Source organism: Pontibacillus sp. ALD_SL1 (assembly GCF_017355605.1).
The window spans coordinates 3,595,198-3,610,770 of sequence record NZ_CP062974.1 but is presented as its reverse complement, the minus strand read 5'-3'; the positions used below and the strand labels follow the sequence as shown (position 1 = coordinate 3,610,770).

14 protein-coding genes are annotated in these 15,573 nt (G+C 41.6%); 10 read left to right on the top strand and 4 right to left on the bottom strand.

The features are described 5' to 3' along the window. Nucleotides 1–104 precede the first annotated feature (104 nt). Both IMZ31_RS17910 and IMZ31_RS17905 read left to right on the top strand, forming a co-directional pair. Nucleotides 105–1,115, top strand: a complete 1,011-nt coding sequence (locus IMZ31_RS17910) for an acyltransferase family protein (protein ID WP_207528598.1) — start codon at nt 105–107, stop codon at nt 1,113–1,115. Between the two features lie 563 nt (nt 1,116–1,678). Beyond that, complete coding sequence (locus IMZ31_RS17905; RefSeq protein WP_207528597.1) at nt 1,679–2,341, top strand: type 1 glutamine amidotransferase domain-containing protein; 663 nt, start codon at nt 1,679–1,681, stop codon at nt 2,339–2,341. Nucleotides 2,342–2,485: 144 nt separating this feature from the next. On the opposite strand, the gene IMZ31_RS17900 is transcribed toward IMZ31_RS17905, so the two are convergent. Next, a complete protein-coding gene (locus IMZ31_RS17900; protein ID WP_207528596.1) occupies nt 2,486–3,853 on the bottom strand; it encodes a YjiH family protein in 1,368 nt (455 codons plus the stop codon). Nucleotides 3,854–4,664: 811 nt separating this feature from the next. Between IMZ31_RS17900 and IMZ31_RS17895 the strand changes: the two genes are divergently transcribed. From IMZ31_RS17895 to IMZ31_RS17870, 6 genes are all read left to right on the top strand, one after another. Next, on the top strand, nt 4,665–5,636 hold the full coding sequence (locus IMZ31_RS17895) for a YbgA family protein (protein ID WP_207528595.1): 972 nt from the start codon (nt 4,665–4,667) through the stop codon (nt 5,634–5,636). A gap of 259 nt (nt 5,637–5,895) precedes the next feature. Then, a complete protein-coding gene (locus IMZ31_RS17890; RefSeq protein WP_207528594.1) occupies nt 5,896–7,068 on the top strand; it encodes an MFS transporter in 1,173 nt (390 codons plus the stop codon). Nucleotides 7,069–7,257: 189 nt separating this feature from the next. Then, on the top strand, nt 7,258–7,860 hold the full coding sequence (pcp, locus tag IMZ31_RS17885; RefSeq protein WP_207528593.1) for a pyroglutamyl-peptidase I: 603 nt from the start codon (nt 7,258–7,260) through the stop codon (nt 7,858–7,860). A 12-nt stretch (nt 7,861–7,872) separates the two neighbouring features. Further along, a complete protein-coding gene (gene pxpB, locus IMZ31_RS17880) occupies nt 7,873–8,604 on the top strand; it encodes a 5-oxoprolinase subunit PxpB (RefSeq protein WP_207528592.1) in 732 nt (243 codons plus the stop codon). A 2-nt stretch (nt 8,605–8,606) separates the two neighbouring features. Then, nucleotides 8,607–9,371: a LamB/YcsF family protein gene (locus IMZ31_RS17875; RefSeq protein ID WP_207528591.1), complete on the top strand. Its 765-nt coding sequence runs from the start codon at nt 8,607–8,609 to the stop codon at nt 9,369–9,371. A gap of 2 nt (nt 9,372–9,373) precedes the next feature. Then, the gene (locus tag IMZ31_RS17870; protein WP_207528590.1) at nt 9,374–10,321 is read left to right on the top strand and encodes a 5-oxoprolinase subunit C family protein; all 948 of its coding nucleotides are present in this window, start codon (nt 9,374–9,376) and stop codon (nt 10,319–10,321) included. 287 nt (nt 10,322–10,608) lie between these two features. Here IMZ31_RS17870 and IMZ31_RS17865 read toward each other — a convergent pair whose 3' ends face one another. From IMZ31_RS17865 to IMZ31_RS17855, 3 genes are all read right to left on the bottom strand, one after another. Next, a complete protein-coding gene (locus IMZ31_RS17865) occupies nt 10,609–11,478 on the bottom strand; it encodes a fructosamine kinase family protein (protein ID WP_207528589.1) in 870 nt (289 codons plus the stop codon). Nucleotides 11,479–11,679: 201 nt separating this feature from the next. Further along, nucleotides 11,680–12,441: an AraC family transcriptional regulator gene (locus tag IMZ31_RS17860; RefSeq protein ID WP_207528588.1), complete on the bottom strand. Its 762-nt coding sequence runs from the start codon at nt 12,439–12,441 to the stop codon at nt 11,680–11,682. Nucleotides 12,442–12,561: 120 nt separating this feature from the next. Next, the gene (locus IMZ31_RS17855; protein WP_207528587.1) at nt 12,562–13,428 is read right to left on the bottom strand and encodes a GNAT family N-acetyltransferase; all 867 of its coding nucleotides are present in this window, start codon (nt 13,426–13,428) and stop codon (nt 12,562–12,564) included. Between the two features lie 165 nt (nt 13,429–13,593). On the opposite strand from IMZ31_RS17855, the gene IMZ31_RS17850 reads away from it, so the two are divergent. Next, complete coding sequence (locus IMZ31_RS17850; RefSeq protein ID WP_207528586.1) at nt 13,594–15,255, top strand: ABC1 kinase family protein; 1,662 nt, start codon at nt 13,594–13,596, stop codon at nt 15,253–15,255. Continuing rightward, nucleotides 15,248–15,565, top strand: coding sequence for a phasin family protein (locus IMZ31_RS17845; RefSeq protein ID WP_207528585.1), 318 nt, complete (start codon nt 15,248–15,250; stop codon nt 15,563–15,565). The genes IMZ31_RS17850 and IMZ31_RS17845 overlap by 8 nt, the downstream gene beginning before the upstream one ends. Nucleotides 15,566–15,573: the final 8 nt, after the last annotated feature.

The window sequence follows — 15,573 nt, the reverse complement described above, 5'->3', positions numbered from 1 at the left end:
CATTACATTTCCATTTTACGCATCTTACAATTTGGTAACATCCTCCTTAAAACCCCCACCTTTTACGAATGACTATAGTAACCGTTCTGAAGGAGGGGGTTACTTTGAAAAGGGAAGCCTATTTCGACAATGCGAAATGGATTCTAATGTTCCTTGTCGTTTTCGGTCATGTTATTCAGCCGTATAAGGATCAACATTCAATATATAGTGTGCTTTACCAATGGGTCTACACATTTCATATGCCTGCATTTATTATTGTTTCAGGTTATTTCGCTCAAGCAAATATCAATAAAGCATATGTGGGAAAATTATTTAAAAAACTCCTGCTTCCATATTTAAGTTTTCAAGCTATTTATACAATCTATTATGCTCTAATTGGAAAGTCGGGATGGTGGAAACCTCCATTTGAGCCACAATGGGCGCTATGGTTCTTAGTTAGTCTGTTTTGTTGGCATATTATGCTTTATTGGTACAGGCGATTGCCTAAGCATGTAGCCATATTGATCTCTATTCAAATCGGAGTACTAGTTGGATATATGAGTGGGATTGATCATTCGTTCAGCCTATCAAGAACATTTGTGTTCTTCCCGTTCTTCCTTATTGGTCATTGGATTGGTTCAGAAGAGTTAAATTGGCTTCGTGAAACAAGAACCAAAGTGCTAGCTCTTGGAGTCATGCTTTCTGTAGCGTTAGCCATTATATTTGGACCTTCATATGAAACAGAGTGGTTCTTTGGATCAAAATCTTATGTAACCCTTGGAATGCCAGAGTGGGGAGGTCTCATCCGATTCGGAACTTATATTGTAAGCATACTAATGGCGTTTAGTGTACTATCTTGGATTCCAACAAAAACGTACACATGGACAAAGTACGGAGCTTATACTCTTTACGTCTATTTATTACACGGTTTCGTCATTCAAGTTATTCGTGAACATGATTTAATATCCGTTTATTCCCCTTTTGATTTAGTGTATTTAGCGACGTTCTCCCTTTTATTAATGGGTCTCTTCGTATCTAGACCTGTCGTATCCTTTGTTTCCCCAATTATTCAATGGAGATCAATAGGCTGGAAGGTAAAGAAGTATCCTACGAAGGTGCACTCAGGTTCTTCATAGGGAATAGGCTGTTATATAAATAATGGATTAAAAAAGAGGCGTCTCTAATAAGAGACGCCTCTTTTCCATGCCTGCCTGTCAGATAAAGGACTTCCTTAAAAGGGATCAGACAGTTACCCAGCCCCCACCTATTACACGCTTGTTGTGCTTTTTACGTAGTGTCGAAATTCTGGCTCTCTCTCAATCAAAGAAGGATGCCCGAATTCCATAGATTCAATAATACTTTCCTCAGAATATCCAGTGAAAAGGGAAAGGGTCTGGATACTCGGCTTCCTGGCTCCACGCCAATTTTTCACCCATTCTTGGGTCTGAAAAAATATGATTAAATGTCTACGGTGAACAGAATATGGACGTGTATGTTTCAACTGTTCAACTCTCCTTTTCTTTTGTTATAGAAAGAGGTGTAGGGTGGTTGCTGGGTGGTTACGTGTTACCTTCCCAAATGCCATCTTGTTAAACATGTATACAATATGCAACATGACGTTTAGAAACGTTCATTTGGTGTAAATAAAGTATGTAGAGACGAAGATAAAAGCGTGTTCGATAAAAGGAGTGTGTAAAAAGTGGCAAATAAAATGTTAATGATCGTAACGAACGCAGGTGTGCTAGACGATGATCATCAAACAGGCTTATGGCTTTCAGAGTTTGCTGAACCCTATATGGAATTTACACAAGCAGGATATGACGTTACCGTAGCAAGCGTGGCAGGTGGCGAAATTCCGATTGATCCCAATAGTATTTCTGGCGAGGAGCCAGATGAATGGGAAGGGGTAATGGAACCTCTTAAAGATACGACAACTCTTAGCGATGTGAATCCTGACGAATATAATGGAGTGTTCCTGCCAGGTGGACATGGCACAATGGTAGACTTCCCTGATAATGAGGCTATTAAGAAGGCCTTGCAACCTTTCTTTGAGCAAAACAAAGTAATTGGTTCCGTATGCCATGGTCCTGCCGCTTTTGTAGGCGTAACGGATCATAGTGGGAAGTCACTCATCGATGGTAAGCGCCTAACAGCCTTCACCAACGCGGAAGAGAAGGACCAAGGACTAGACGGTAAAGTACCATTCCTTCTAGAGACCCGACTGACAGAGCTCGGCGCTACTTTCATGGCTGAACCAAACTACACGGAACATGTTGAAGCAGATGGAAATCTTGTAACGGGACAAAACCCACAATCAAGCTTAGCGGCTGCCCGAAAAGTAGTTCAAAAACTTGGTCAATAATGTGTAAACCGTACCCAATGAAAGCTTTGCCTCTCAGGGGGATACGTTTTATAAAGAAAGGCAGGGGAGTCTTCCCCTGCCTTTTGAATACAATTAAACCCCCGAAAAGTTTCGTATCTTTTCAAGGGTTTTTATATAACATTCTTAGAATATCAGATGAGCTACAAGTGTAATAACAGGAAGTGTAATGAGAGTACGTTCAATAAAGAGAATGAATAGCTCTTTAAAGTCAATTGGGATCTTAGATCCTAATACAACTCCACCGACTTCTGACATATAAATGAGCTGAGTAACAGAAAGGGCAGCGATAATGAAGCGGGTCATTTCACTTTCGATCGAGCTACCGAGTAGAGCTGGAAGGAACATGTCAGCAAAACCAACCAGAATCGTTTCAGACGCTGCTGCTGCTTCTGGTATTTGCAACAGTTCTAATAGAGGAATGAAAGGCATTCCAATCCATGAGAAGAACGGTGTGTGTTCTGCAATAATGAGTGTGACGGTTCCGATCGCCATGATGATTGGTGCAACACCCATCCACATGTCTAAAATATTTTGACAACCTTGTTTTATAAACTGAGGAAGGCTTGGCGCGTGTTTCGTACGTTCGACGGCCTTATAGTATCCCCAAGAGAAAGCATTGTAGCCTTTTGGCGTTCCAGGCTCAGGCTTTTTCTCTTCACCACTAACATATGAATCTTCTTTTCTTGAAAGAGGTGGTATGCGGGGCATGATCACCGCTGCAATGACACCTGCTAAAAGAACAGTTCCGTAGAATGGTGCAAACAAATGACTCAATCCTACCTGATCTATGACAACTAAAGTAAAGGTAATCGAAACGACTGAGAATGTTGTCCCTACAACAGCAGCCTCACGCTTTGTATAATGCCCTTCTTCATATTGCTTACTTGTTAACAGGACTCCAATTGTACCGTCTCCAAGCCAAGACGCTAACGAGTCGATTGAAGAGCGACCTGGAAGAGTAAAGAGCGGTCGCATAATTTTCGTTAGTATAATTCCAAAGAATTCAAGCAGTCCGAAATTTAAAAGCAGTGGCAAGAACATTCCTGCGAATAGGAAGACAGTAAATAAGATGTGTAACAAACTACCCTCTCCGCCTAGCAGAAGTCCCCCTGTAGCGCCTGAATACACTTCTTCTGGACCTAACTTGTAAAAGGTCATAATGGCAAAGACAGCTCCGAATAAACGGATGATCGTCCAAGACCACGGGACGAATAAAAGTCCAGTAAAGAAGGGTGATTTCTTTACAGCCTGTCCATTTGTCAACTTCGCGATTAGCGTCAGAATAGCTGTGACGGTAATAATAAACGTCATAATTGCAGGTAACTGACCTTGCAACGCTGTTTGAAGATTAGATGCAAAGTGTGCAATGGGTATCGTGATACTATCTTCAAATTTTATTGGCGTCATAAATAAAAGAATTCCGATAAAAGATGGAATAATAAATAGGAAATGGTTCATTGGTTTGAATGGAAATTTATTTTTTGAATTCATGGTTCTAATCCTCCAGGTACACAGTATTTCCGACATAAAAATGCAACAGAATTCATTTTAATACAATAACGGATGAAATGCTAATAAAAATTTATGGAAGTGAATAGTTATACGTAAAGAAACGATGTATTCATTAGGATCTGTTCATGTTGTTGTTATTTTTTATAATAGGTTCGTTCAAGATTAGGGCGGTAATCTTGAACGAATCAAAGTTGAGACACTTGATCAGGATGGGTCCGTTGCCAAAAGAGTGGTTGGGCAGGCTTGGGGACAACTCGCTTTCCTGCGGGGAGCTGGGGAGCCTCCTCAGCCGGCAAGCCGCCTTGCGGGGTCTCCCCTAGGCTCCTTATCCCGCGGGAGTCTCGCAGTCCCCAAGCATGCCCTGACGTGAATAAGGTGAACTGACCCGCTTTTTATAGTTGCTCTTAAGACCTTAAGACCTTAAGACCCCATACTCTCCAAATGTGGCGAGTTTCCGTCTCTCCCCATTTGGCAAAGGTGGGCCTGGAAATTGCGAGACTCCTGCGGGAGAAAGAGGTAGACGAGACCCCGCAGGGTGGTTTCCCCGAGGAGGCTCGGCAGCTCGCCCGCGGAAAGCGAGTGATTTCCAGGACCACCTTAGGCTCCATTAAAGCAGACGGAAACTTAGTCAAGAAAGCGATTATAATTACGTTATAAAATAACATCGGACTAAAACAGAAGTCATGAAATAATCGGTTCAAGGAAACAATAGAAACTATTGAAATTCGAATAGAACGGGAATGGCTTCTACAATGAACGTACACTATTTCTAAAAATGAGGGATTTTGATATGCGAACTTTTGCAACACCTAAACTTGTCGTGAGTAAATGCTTAGAGTTCGATCATGTGCGATACAATGGTGAACTGATTCCTGACAAAGTTGTTCAACGATTAATGCCATATGTAACATTTATACCTGTATGCCCTGAGATGGAAATCGGACTCGGCGTTCCACGTGACGTTATTCGGATTGTTCGGAATGGGGAAGAAGAGCGTCTGATGCAACCATCGAGCGGGGATGATTTAACAGATTCTATGACTCACTTCGCCAAAGGATTTCTTAGTTCTTTACCAGATGTAGATGGTTTTTTACTTAAGAATCGATCACCGACATGTGGGATTCAGGATGTAAAAGTCTATGATAAATTAGAAAAGTCTCCTGTAGTTGGAAAGACAAAAGGTCTATTCGCTCAAGAAGTGCTAAATGAGCACGAAGCTTTAGCAATTGAAGAAGAAGGACGACTTAAGAACTTCCGGATCAGGGAGCATTTCTTTACCAAACTCTTTACTTTAGCAAGCTTTCGTGAAATGAAGCAAACGCCATCTATGAAGCACCTAGTTGCTTTTCATTCTGAAAACAAGTACTTATTTATGTCTTACAACCAAAAGACATTAAAAGACATGGGGCGAATTGTAGCCAATCATGATCAATTATCGATTGAAGAAGTTCTTAATGCTTATGAAGAGAAATTAGGTTGGATGTTAAGAAGAGCTCCAAGTCGAAAATCAAATGTAAATGTATGTCAGCATATAATGGGGTATTTCAAAAACGAACTGACAAGAGGAGAAAAGCAATACTTTCTTGATGAATTGGACAAGTATTATGATGAAAAAATTCCTCTTAGTACGGTGCTCGGCATACTAAAATCTTGGGTGATTCGCTTTCAAGATGATTACTTATTAGGACAAACCTATTTCCAGCCCTACCCAGAAGACCTCATTGAAATAAGTGACTCTGGTAAAGGAAGGGCCTACACATAAACGCACATAACCGCCCAAGAGGCGCTTTTGTGCTATATAAGAATAAAGGGTGTCAGACACGCGTTCGCGCTTCACTGCGGTGAAGAGTAGATGCGCGTCTGACACCCTTTATTGTGTTAAAGGAAATCGTGAGATAAATTTTTTTCTTATAGGTAAACGTTGTCATTGCTTTTGGGAGTTTTAGAGAGAAGTGTGGTGGGAATCACTCCGTCAGAATCACTTATTAAAACTATACCGAAATAGTTGGAGGGCCTGAACGATGTCAACAAAAGGAAAAAGCATACACGCCCTGGTCATATTAATGTTTACCCAGTTTATATCTGGTGGTGTAACGAATACAAAGGGGATCGTTTTAGACCAAGTTGAGAAAGACCTTGGTCTTGATATGAGTCAATTTGGTCTTGTCGTATTTATATTTCAGCTTGGATTTACATTAGCAAGTTTACTAATTGGTTATTATACCGATAAAAAGGGCTTAAGAATTATGACGATTATCGGTTCAATCGTCATGGGGATTGGGTTCCTTGGAACAGGAATTGCTCCTAATATTACGTTCTTCTTAGGGTTCTATATGATTGTCGGTTTTGGACTTGGGTCACTTGGAGTGGCATCAAATGCAATTATTCCATCCGCTTATCCAGATAAACAAAATCGAATGTTTAACTTAGCCATGGGTGTTTATGGTCTAGGTATGGTTGTATTTCCACAGTTCTTAAACTTCATGTTCCAATTCGCTTCATGGAGATATTTCTATATCGGAATTGCAGCCAGCTTAATCGCAGTTATTATCTATGTAACATCTACAAACTTCCCAGATGGCCGTGCTGAGAAGATTGATATTAAAGCATTCATCCCTATGCTGAAAGACGCACAGTTTGTGTTCTTAATGGTCTTCTTAATGCTTGAAGTATCAGCAGAGGTATCCTTTATGAACTTCTTCCCATCATATCTTAAAGGTCTTGATTTAGGAGGAATGTCAACGGCTGATAAGGAAGCAATGGTGGCAGGAATCCTGTCCTTATTCTCCGTATTCTTTATGATCGGACGTTTAGGGGTAGCTTATCTAACGAATTGGCTAAATGAACGCATTATTCTAATCGTATTCTCAATAGGTTCTGTTGTCATGATTGGGATCAGCTTCCTATTCGCAAACAGCTTTCCGTGGTTATTCGCTGGTGCAGGGTTCTTCTTCTCCACGCTATTTCCGACCGGTACAGCCTTTGGTACATCTATCTCAAAAGCAGGAGGATCAGCTCTTGGTTTAATCTATATCGCAGCCGGAATTGGTGGCGGTATTGCAGGTTATATCGTCGGAATTGCTTCAGAAGTGTATGGTAAAACAGGCGGCTTCAGCGTCGTAATCGTATTCCTGGCATTAATGACCTTAACGACCTTCTTTATGGATCCCAATAAATCAAACCAAGCCAAGTAACAATTTATCTTTAACAGAGTAAAGCGTGCCAGACACCCTTTAGTTCACTAAAGGGTGTCTGGCACGCGCTGTTTGGGTAGTGGGGTAAAGGATTTCCTGTCATCGGGTTAGGGTGGCAGGATTTTTATATGGGCGTATGGAATAGGGTTTAGGAGTGGATTATTCCATACTTAAGGAGGAATGACAGCGATGAAGAAACTGCTTTTAACCGGTTTTGAACCGTTTTTAGACTTTCCGGTTAATCCAACGATGAAGATCGTCGAGGAGCTTGATGGACAAGAAATCAATGGATATCAAATAGTGGGGAAGATTTTAACGGTAGAGTTTAATCAATCTGGAGAACAACTTGTTCAACATATTCAAGAAATTGAACCAGATGCCGTAATTTCTCTTGGTCTAGCAGGTGGTCGATACAAGATCACACCAGAACGTGTCGCTATTAATTGTAATGACGGGGATGCTGATAATTCAGGGAGAACCCCACGAGATGAGTGGATCGAAAAGAATGGTCCTGATGCGATCTTCTCTACTTTGCCGATTCGTAAGATGGTAGACCGATTAACAGAACAAGAACTACCAGCTGATATCTCAAATACAGCAGGTACATATTTGTGTAATAATGTCATGTATCAAGCCTTGTTTTATATACAATCTCACAATATGAATACTCAGGCAGGATTTATTCATATCCCTGCTTCTCACGATTTAGCTGTTAAGCATAAACGGATCCCAAGTTGGTCCCATCGTGATCTGCTTCAAGGTATTAGAACATGTATCGAGAGTATAGAATAGCAGGTGATAATAATGAGAGATATACAGTACGTACCGTTTGGAGAAAACGGTATAAAGGTCGTTTTTCCAAATCATATTTCACAAGAAATACATGAACGAATTCTAAAGCTTTACCAATCTATTAAACGTCATACAGTAGAATCCATCACAGATATTGTCCCAAGCTATACAGTACTGACGGTTTATTTTAATGAGACACTAATTTCTTTTAATCAAATGAAAGAGAAACTAGAGAACATATGGGCTTCTGCGGATGCAAGAGACGAAACGGCCTCATCAAGAGTTGTTATCCTACCTGTATATTATGGTGGGGAGGTAGGTGAAGACTTGCAAAAAGTCGCTTCAGCCAATAACTTTTCAGCAGAAGAGGTCATTGACCTTCATTCTTCGAGAGATTACCTGACGTATATGATAGGTTTTTTGCCTGGCTTCCCTTATCTTGGGGGAATGGATGAGCGTATTGCTACTCCTCGTCTAGAGAAGCCTCGTGCTCGGGTAGAAGCTGGGTCTGTAGGCATTGCAGGAAGCCAGACGGGGGTCTATCCTATTGGTTCTCCAGGTGGTTGGAATATTATTGGACAAACGCCTGTCCAAATTGTTGACTTTACTAGAGAAGATCCCTTTCTGATTGAAATGGGGGACTATATTCGTTTTCGCCCTGTTCAACATAAGGAATATGAAGAAATTAAGCAACGGATTAAGAATGGATCTTACACCATTGAAATCGTAGACAAGGAGGCGTAAGGATGACACAACTAGATATTAATGCAGACCTTGGAGAAAGTTACGGCGCCTTTCAAGTAGGGGAAGATGAGCAATTGATGAAAGTAATTACGTCGGCAAACGTGGCATGTGGTTTCCACGCAGGGGATTACAACGTTATTGCAGATACGATCGAAAGGGCTAAGTCAGAAGGGGTAGCTGTTGGAGCGCACCCGGGCTTTCCTGATCTATTTGGTTTTGGTCGTCGTGAATTTAATATGAGTGGTAAAGAGATTTATAATTTGATCACTTATCAACTCGGTGCGATTGCTGGAGTGTGCAGAGTGAAAGGTGTGGAACTTCAACATGTGAAGCCACATGGGGCTTTATACAATATGGCAGCCAAAGATTATGAAATGGCAAGCTCAATCGCAATGGCTGTACGGGATTTTGATTCGAGCCTGATTCTATTTGGTCTTAGTAATAGTGAACTCGTTCGAGCAGGCCAAGACATGGGGCTGAAGGTGGCTCAAGAAGCATTCGCCGATCGCGCCTATACATCAGAGGGATACCTTGCCCCGCGCTCAATGGAAGGATCTGTGATTTCAAGTTTAGAGGAAATCGAGAAACAAGTCCTCTCCATTGTTCAAAACGGCTGCACAACATCTCTTGATGGAAAGCAAATTCCGTTAGAGGCCCAAACGATTTGTTTTCATGGAGATGGAGATTCAGCCTATCATCATGCAGAACACATTAAAAGCGTGTTAGAACATCACAATGTTAGCGTAAAAAAAGTGGGGGGATCCTAAACGTGTCCTACCTATTATGTTCAATAGAAAAAGCAGGGATTTTAACAAGCATTCAGGACCTGGGACGCTTTGGGTATCAACATTACGGTGTACCGATATCAGGGGCGATGGATAAGGTTGCCCTTCAAATTGGGAATGGATTAGTCGAAAACGATTTGGGAGCTGCTTGCTTGGAAGTGACCATGGGAGGCACAACCCTCCAAGCATCTCATGATCATCTTGTTGCCATAACAGGAGCAGACTTAGATGCAAAGTTGAACGGCCGAAGAGCTCCTCTATGGTCCACATTTATATGGAGAAAAGGGGACACTCTTACATTTAAAGGCCCTGTCGAAGGAATCAGAGCTTACATAGCGGTTCAAGGAGGATTAGATTCTGATTCAATCCTAGGAAGTCAATCGGTTTATGAACGAGGGCAAATGGGGAGTCATATTCAATCGGGGGATCAACTATATAGCCATTCAAACCAAGTCAATCGTAAAAAGATAGGGCTGAGTCACGACAAGCGCCCATCCTACGATAAAGAAGTTGACGTTCGGCTTGTTGTAAGCCAACACGAATCCTATATAAAAAAAGAAAGTATAGAAGGGTTCTTTAACACCACGTATACAGTCTCTACAGGAGACCGTATGGGCATTCAACTAGACGGAGAAGCAATGACCTTTAAAGATACAGGAGATATTATCTCTGAGGCAGTCACATTCGGAACCGTACAAGTTCCTTCAAGTGGAATGCCTGTCATCTTAATGGCAGACAGTCAAACAACAGGAGGCTATGTCACCATCGGCAACATCGTTCGAGCTGACCTATGGAAAATTGCCCAGCTCCCACCAGGTGGAAAAATTAACTTCCATAAAATCTCCCATGAAGAAGCGAGAAAACTCTCCAAAGACCTCCACGCATTTCTCTCTTCCTTACAAAAAGAAGCCAAATACATCCCATCCAAATAAAAAGCGCAGCTGGCTAACCCAGCTGTGCTTTTTTGGTCAGGTAGATCCGTTACCATAAGAGTGGTAGGGCTTGTTGGGGGGACAACTCGCTTTCCTGCGGGAGAGAGAGCTAGACGAGATCCCGCAGAGAGCGAATGCGAACGAGGAAGCTCGACAGCTCGCCCGCGGAAAGCGAGTGATTCCCAGGCCCTCCTTAAGCTCCATAAAAGCTGACGGAAACGTTTCTCTATACATTGCAAAACTAAACCGTATTGAATTCAACCCTTCCATTATGGATGGGGTACACGTCATCCCACATAACGTTTCAAGATACGATCCACGCTACCGGCGTAGGCCTCACCAAACAGATTCAGGTGAGCCATCAAGTAGTACAGCTGGTAGAGAGGTTTGATATCCTCATAATTCTCAGGAAAAGGCATTTCTTCCTGATACGCTCTATAAAACCCTTCAGAATATCCTCCAAATACTTCAGTAAACGCTAATTCAAAGGCATGATCACCATAAAAAACAGAAGGATCGATTAAACATGGCTCTCCATTTGGACCAGCCATCCAGTTTCCGCCCCATAGATCTCCATGGAGTAAAGAAGGTTTCACTTCATGAGTGAGCCACTGAGGCAAGCGTTCCATTAGCTTCTTTAACCGTTGTTTTCTTTCTAGTGGTAACTGTCCTCTTTCTGCAGCCATATTGAATTGAGGAACAAGACGATAGTCGTGGTAGTAGGTTGTCCAGTCCTCTACAAGGCGATTTGGCTGTGGCAGAGCGCCGATAAAAGTATCTTCTTCAAAGCCGAATTTCTCTCCGTAAGCTTTATGCATGTTGGCGATCCCGCGCCCTAAGCGCTCTTTTGTATCACCGGTTGGTTCTCCTTTTAGCCACTCCATCACGAGCGCAACTTGCTCATTTCCTGTTGGTTCATCATAGTGATACACCTCTGGTACGCGGATTGCCTTCGTATCACGAATGAATGAAAGCCCCTTTGCTTCTACGCGAAAGAAGTGTTCAGGAACGTCTTGATTTGTTTTTACGAAGTATTCTTGTTCTTTGGTGCGAACATAAAAGGCCTGGTTGATGTCACCGCCAGATATTGACGTTGTTTCTTGAATAGAAGACGTGTCTCCAATGGCTTCTAGTGATTGCTGGATTAATTGATTCATATTACGTTCACTCCCTGCTCGTTATCTTGTGTTCATTCTATATTCTACAATCTACCTCTTCTAACACGAACCATAACGTCGTGGAAGGGTGTATATTATGGAACAAGAAGTAGAAGGGCGCATCTTAGATTCGGCTCGACAATAAGACTGAAAAGGACCCGGGGGCATGTGATCCCGGGTCCTTTTACATACATACTACTTTTAAGATAGAGCGGTTTCTTGTCCGACTTTAGAATAGGATTCTCTAAATTCTTTTGGCGTGACGTTTGTATACTTCTTAAACAAGGAGGTGTAGTAGCTTTGGTTACAGAATTGAAAGAGGGTAGCAATATCGGAAATAGGAGTAGTAGTGTGAAGAAGAAAGTATTTGGATTCCTCAATTCGTTTTTGATTGATGTACTGAACGACAGATACGCTTACTTCTTTCTTAAACAAGTGAGATAAATAACTTGGACTAACTAAACTATTCTGAGCAATTGAATCGAGTGTAAGGTCTTCTAAAATGTGGTCATGAATAAATGCGATTGCTTGATTAACCACTTTACTGTACGGAAGAGTCTCTTCTTTGTTGAGGCGCTCAATAAACTTCGTCAGCATGTCTCTTTCGAGTTGAAAGAGTTCATCAACATCGTTGATCCTTTCGATCTGTTCCAAGTACTGATCGCTCAACAAGAACGCATCTTCTGGTTGAACACCGCTATGAATAATCGTGCGTGTAAAAAGGGTGCAAGAACTAACGAGGACATTTTTTACGGAACGCAGGGTTGGATTCGGCGATATAATCGCTCGTTCTTCGTTTATAGAATGTAAGAGTTGATGGGCTTTCTTAGGATCCCCTTGTGAGACAGCGACAAGTAGTTGGCGCTCCATCAAATAAGATGGATGTAAGTAATCATGGTTGCGATTCTGTAAGCGAACTTTCATAAACTGTTCAATTGTGGCCTGTTTAATAGACGTACTCATTATGTCACCTACAAATCTAGTTTTTTAACGATTTTAATATAATTGTAAGCGATTTCGCAACAAAATCAAGACGTTTTAGAATATTTTTTGTAAAATTGGAAAATTTAATCTTTTTCATCCTTAGTTAATCGTTTTTGTGTACGCAACAATCGTTGTGTGTTCTTGAAACCCTAGTTCTTTGTATAACTTCTCAGCTTGAGGGTTCGTAGACCTTACCGGAACGGTTACGACGGATAAATCTTGCTCTAGGAAAGCTTGATGGCAAGCATACCGGATTAAGGCTGAACCAATCCCTTGACCTTGTTCGCTATCTTCAACCTGCAAAAAGCAAATTTCACCTTCGTCCATGCCTTCAATCTGTTCAAAGAAAATATACCCTTTTACGGTGTCTTCTTCTTTATAGCACCATAATGAAAAATGCGGGTCTTGGATTAAATAAGTCATTTCTGTTGCGTTGAAATAGGCAGCATCTGGGTGCAACTGCTGCAATTTATCAAAGGATCCCTCGTAAGGGACTACATGTTCACTAAGGGGAGTGAAAAGGTACGTTTGTTTAAGGAGAATCAAGTTTTTCTCCCGGTTATAAAGCTTAAAACCCTTTGATTCACAAAAGTGAAGAACGTCTTGGTTTTGCTCAAAGAAAGCGACTTTCAGCTCCGAATAAAGGTTCTTCCATTCTGCTAGCGCCCTTTCCCAAAGCGTTTCCATCACGTTCAAGGCATCTACTCCATAGACAAATGGTCCAAGCAATCTTCCAACTTGTTCACCTTCAAACGGCTCTAGTCCTATAAAACCTATTATTCTTCCTTCCTCCACAGCGACCCAAGCATGGGGCTCATTGAATTGAAGTAACGCTCCTATTTGTGCTTCAATCGCACTCGGCTCTGATTCTAACCAAGCAATATAGTGAACGTCTTGTTCGTTACATTGAGCTAGCCACTTGCTTACAGCCGTGAGCTGGTCATCTTGCAGACGTTGAATTTCCATAGTTCCCTCCTGATGTTTCTTTAGGTTTTGGATCCTGCCCATATAGGGAACATCCTTCCCATGGTCTCTTTTCACCATACCAAAATACATACAATACCCCAAACGAGAGGGTTGTGAGTGCTGAAAAAGGGTACAAATACTACAGAGAGATGAGAGGGGGAAGGGATGCAGTTGAGGTATAATGCACTTTATCGAATTACTATTATCGTAGCAATGGCTTTAAAATTTTTCTGGCAGATCTTTTGGTTTCAGCGTTTTCATCGTATTTGGGACGAACAAACAAGAAATAAATGGCAAGAACTACTAGTGAAACAAGCGAAAGAATATAGGAAGAAGTCGTTAATGCTTGAGGGGTTGCTTATTAAATTCGGGCAATTCTTAAGTACACGTGCTGATCTTCTCCCTCCAGTATTTTTGAAGGAATTAGAAGGATTGGTCGACAGGGTCGAGCCCGTTCCTTTTGAAAAATCAAAAGCAATATTAGAGCGAGAATGGGGAGGAGACGTTTACAAGCATCTTCAGGAAATTGGAGATGAACCTGTAGCCTCAGCTTCAATTGGTGAAGTTTATAAAGGTAAGCTCCATAATGGTCAAGATGTGGCTGTGAAAATCCAACGATACCGTGTGGAGAAAATCTTCCACACCGACTTTAAGGCACTTCGGATCGTATTCTGGTTACTGGGCCGCTTAACCTCTATTGGCAAGAAAGCGGATCTTGGCGCATTATATCGTGAACTGGTATACGTTATGGGGAAAGAGCTTGATTTCACCGAAGAATTAAAGCATTCTCTATACTTTAAAAAGCGATTCTCTGGATTTAAAGGAGTTTATGTCCCTGATTATCATGAAGAACTATCAACCAGACGTGTACTTGTGATGGAATGGATCGAAGGAGTAAAAATTACAGACGAATCATTCATACAGGAAAACAATTTAAAGCGTGAAGATTTGGCCAAGCGAGTATTTGATTTATTTGTGGAGCAACTTGTCTCTGATGGCATGTTTCATGCGGACCCTCACTCAGGAAACTTAATGGTACGTTCTGATGGCACCATTGTTATGATTGATTTCGGTATGGTTGGTGAAATTAGTAAAGAAGACGCTAGTTACATTCGGATGATCATACAAGGATTTATCATGGACGATTACGATAAGGTCATTGGTTCCTTGGAAGATATGGATTTCCTACTTCCGTACGCAAATCGCCAAAAGGTTAAACGACTATTAAAAGAAACAGCAGATATGTATTTGCAGGGTGACTTTGAGAAATTTGATCAGGAAGCGCTGAATCAAATTATGAAGGACCTCCAAGAGTTTGTGAAAGAACAACCTATACAAATGCCAGCAGACTACGCGTTTCTTGGTAGAGCAGCATCCATCGTGATTGGAGTTTTAACGACAGTATATCCGGATATCGATTTAATGAAGTGGGGAAAACCTGTTATTAAGCAGTGGGTGTCTGGTGGAGAATCAGACGCAAGCTTATATAAGGAAGTAATAAAAGATACAGCGAAGCCCTTTCTATCCTTGCCAAAAAGCTTGAACGAATACTTAACAGATGCCCCAAGGCAAAGAGCTTTTGAGGAGAGAAAGCAACAGAGGCAGATGTTTCATCACTACTACTTCTTTTATGCGTTTCTATCCTTCTTCCTGTTTATAGGTGGAGGAGTGTTTGCTTTATATAGCTTTGAGAACCTTGCATCACTGTACATGTATATCGGATTTATAACAGGAGCAACGGGCCTTGCCGCTTTTATATTAGTAGCAAGCGTTCACTTTAGAACCATTAAGATTACGACAAAAGATAGGAGGAATAAGGGTGAGTGATTTACTACGTAAAGGGTTTTTAATCGGGATTGGTGCTGCGTTAAATGGCAAAGAGAAAGTGGAGAAAGTGTATAACGAAATGGTGGAAAAAGGGCAGATGAGTCCAACAGAGGCTAAAGAAGCCATTCGTGAATTCCGTGAAAAAGGTGAAGCTCAAAACGAAAAGTGGAACGCTCAAACAGAAGCCTACTTCCGCGAGCAAATCCGTGATCTTGGCTTCGTGACGAAAGAAGAATACCATGCACTTGAGGAACGAGTACAGAAGTTAGAGCAACTGCATGAATCATCAACTGATCCAGGTGAGGAATAAAAAGCTTT

Bases quoted from the DNA above. Each gene is read 5' to 3' on its own strand.
- IMZ31_RS17900 (WP_207528596.1), bottom strand. From the start codon at position 3,853: ATGAATTCAAAAAATAAATTTCCATTCAAACCAATGAACCATTTCCTA.
- IMZ31_RS17890 (WP_207528594.1), top strand. From the start codon at position 5,896: ATGTCAACAAAAGGAAAAAGCATACACGCCCTGGTCATATTAATGTTT.
- IMZ31_RS17875 (WP_207528591.1), top strand. From the start codon at position 8,607: ATGACACAACTAGATATTAATGCAGACCTTGGAGAAAGTTACGGCGCC.
- pcp (WP_207528593.1), top strand. From the start codon at position 7,258: ATGAAGAAACTGCTTTTAACCGGTTTTGAACCGTTTTTAGACTTTCCG.
- IMZ31_RS17855 (WP_207528587.1), bottom strand. From the start codon at position 13,428: ATGGAAATTCAACGTCTGCAAGATGACCAGCTCACGGCTGTAAGCAAG.
- pxpB (WP_207528592.1), top strand. From the start codon at position 7,873: ATGAGAGATATACAGTACGTACCGTTTGGAGAAAACGGTATAAAGGTC.
- IMZ31_RS17895 (WP_207528595.1), top strand. From the start codon at position 4,665: ATGCGAACTTTTGCAACACCTAAACTTGTCGTGAGTAAATGCTTAGAG.
- IMZ31_RS17860 (WP_207528588.1), bottom strand. From the start codon at position 12,441: ATGAGTACGTCTATTAAACAGGCCACAATTGAACAGTTTATGAAAGTT.
- IMZ31_RS17850 (WP_207528586.1), top strand. From the start codon at position 13,594: ATGCAGTTGAGGTATAATGCACTTTATCGAATTACTATTATCGTAGCA.
- IMZ31_RS17865 (WP_207528589.1), bottom strand. From the start codon at position 11,478: ATGAATCAATTAATCCAGCAATCACTAGAAGCCATTGGAGACACGTCT.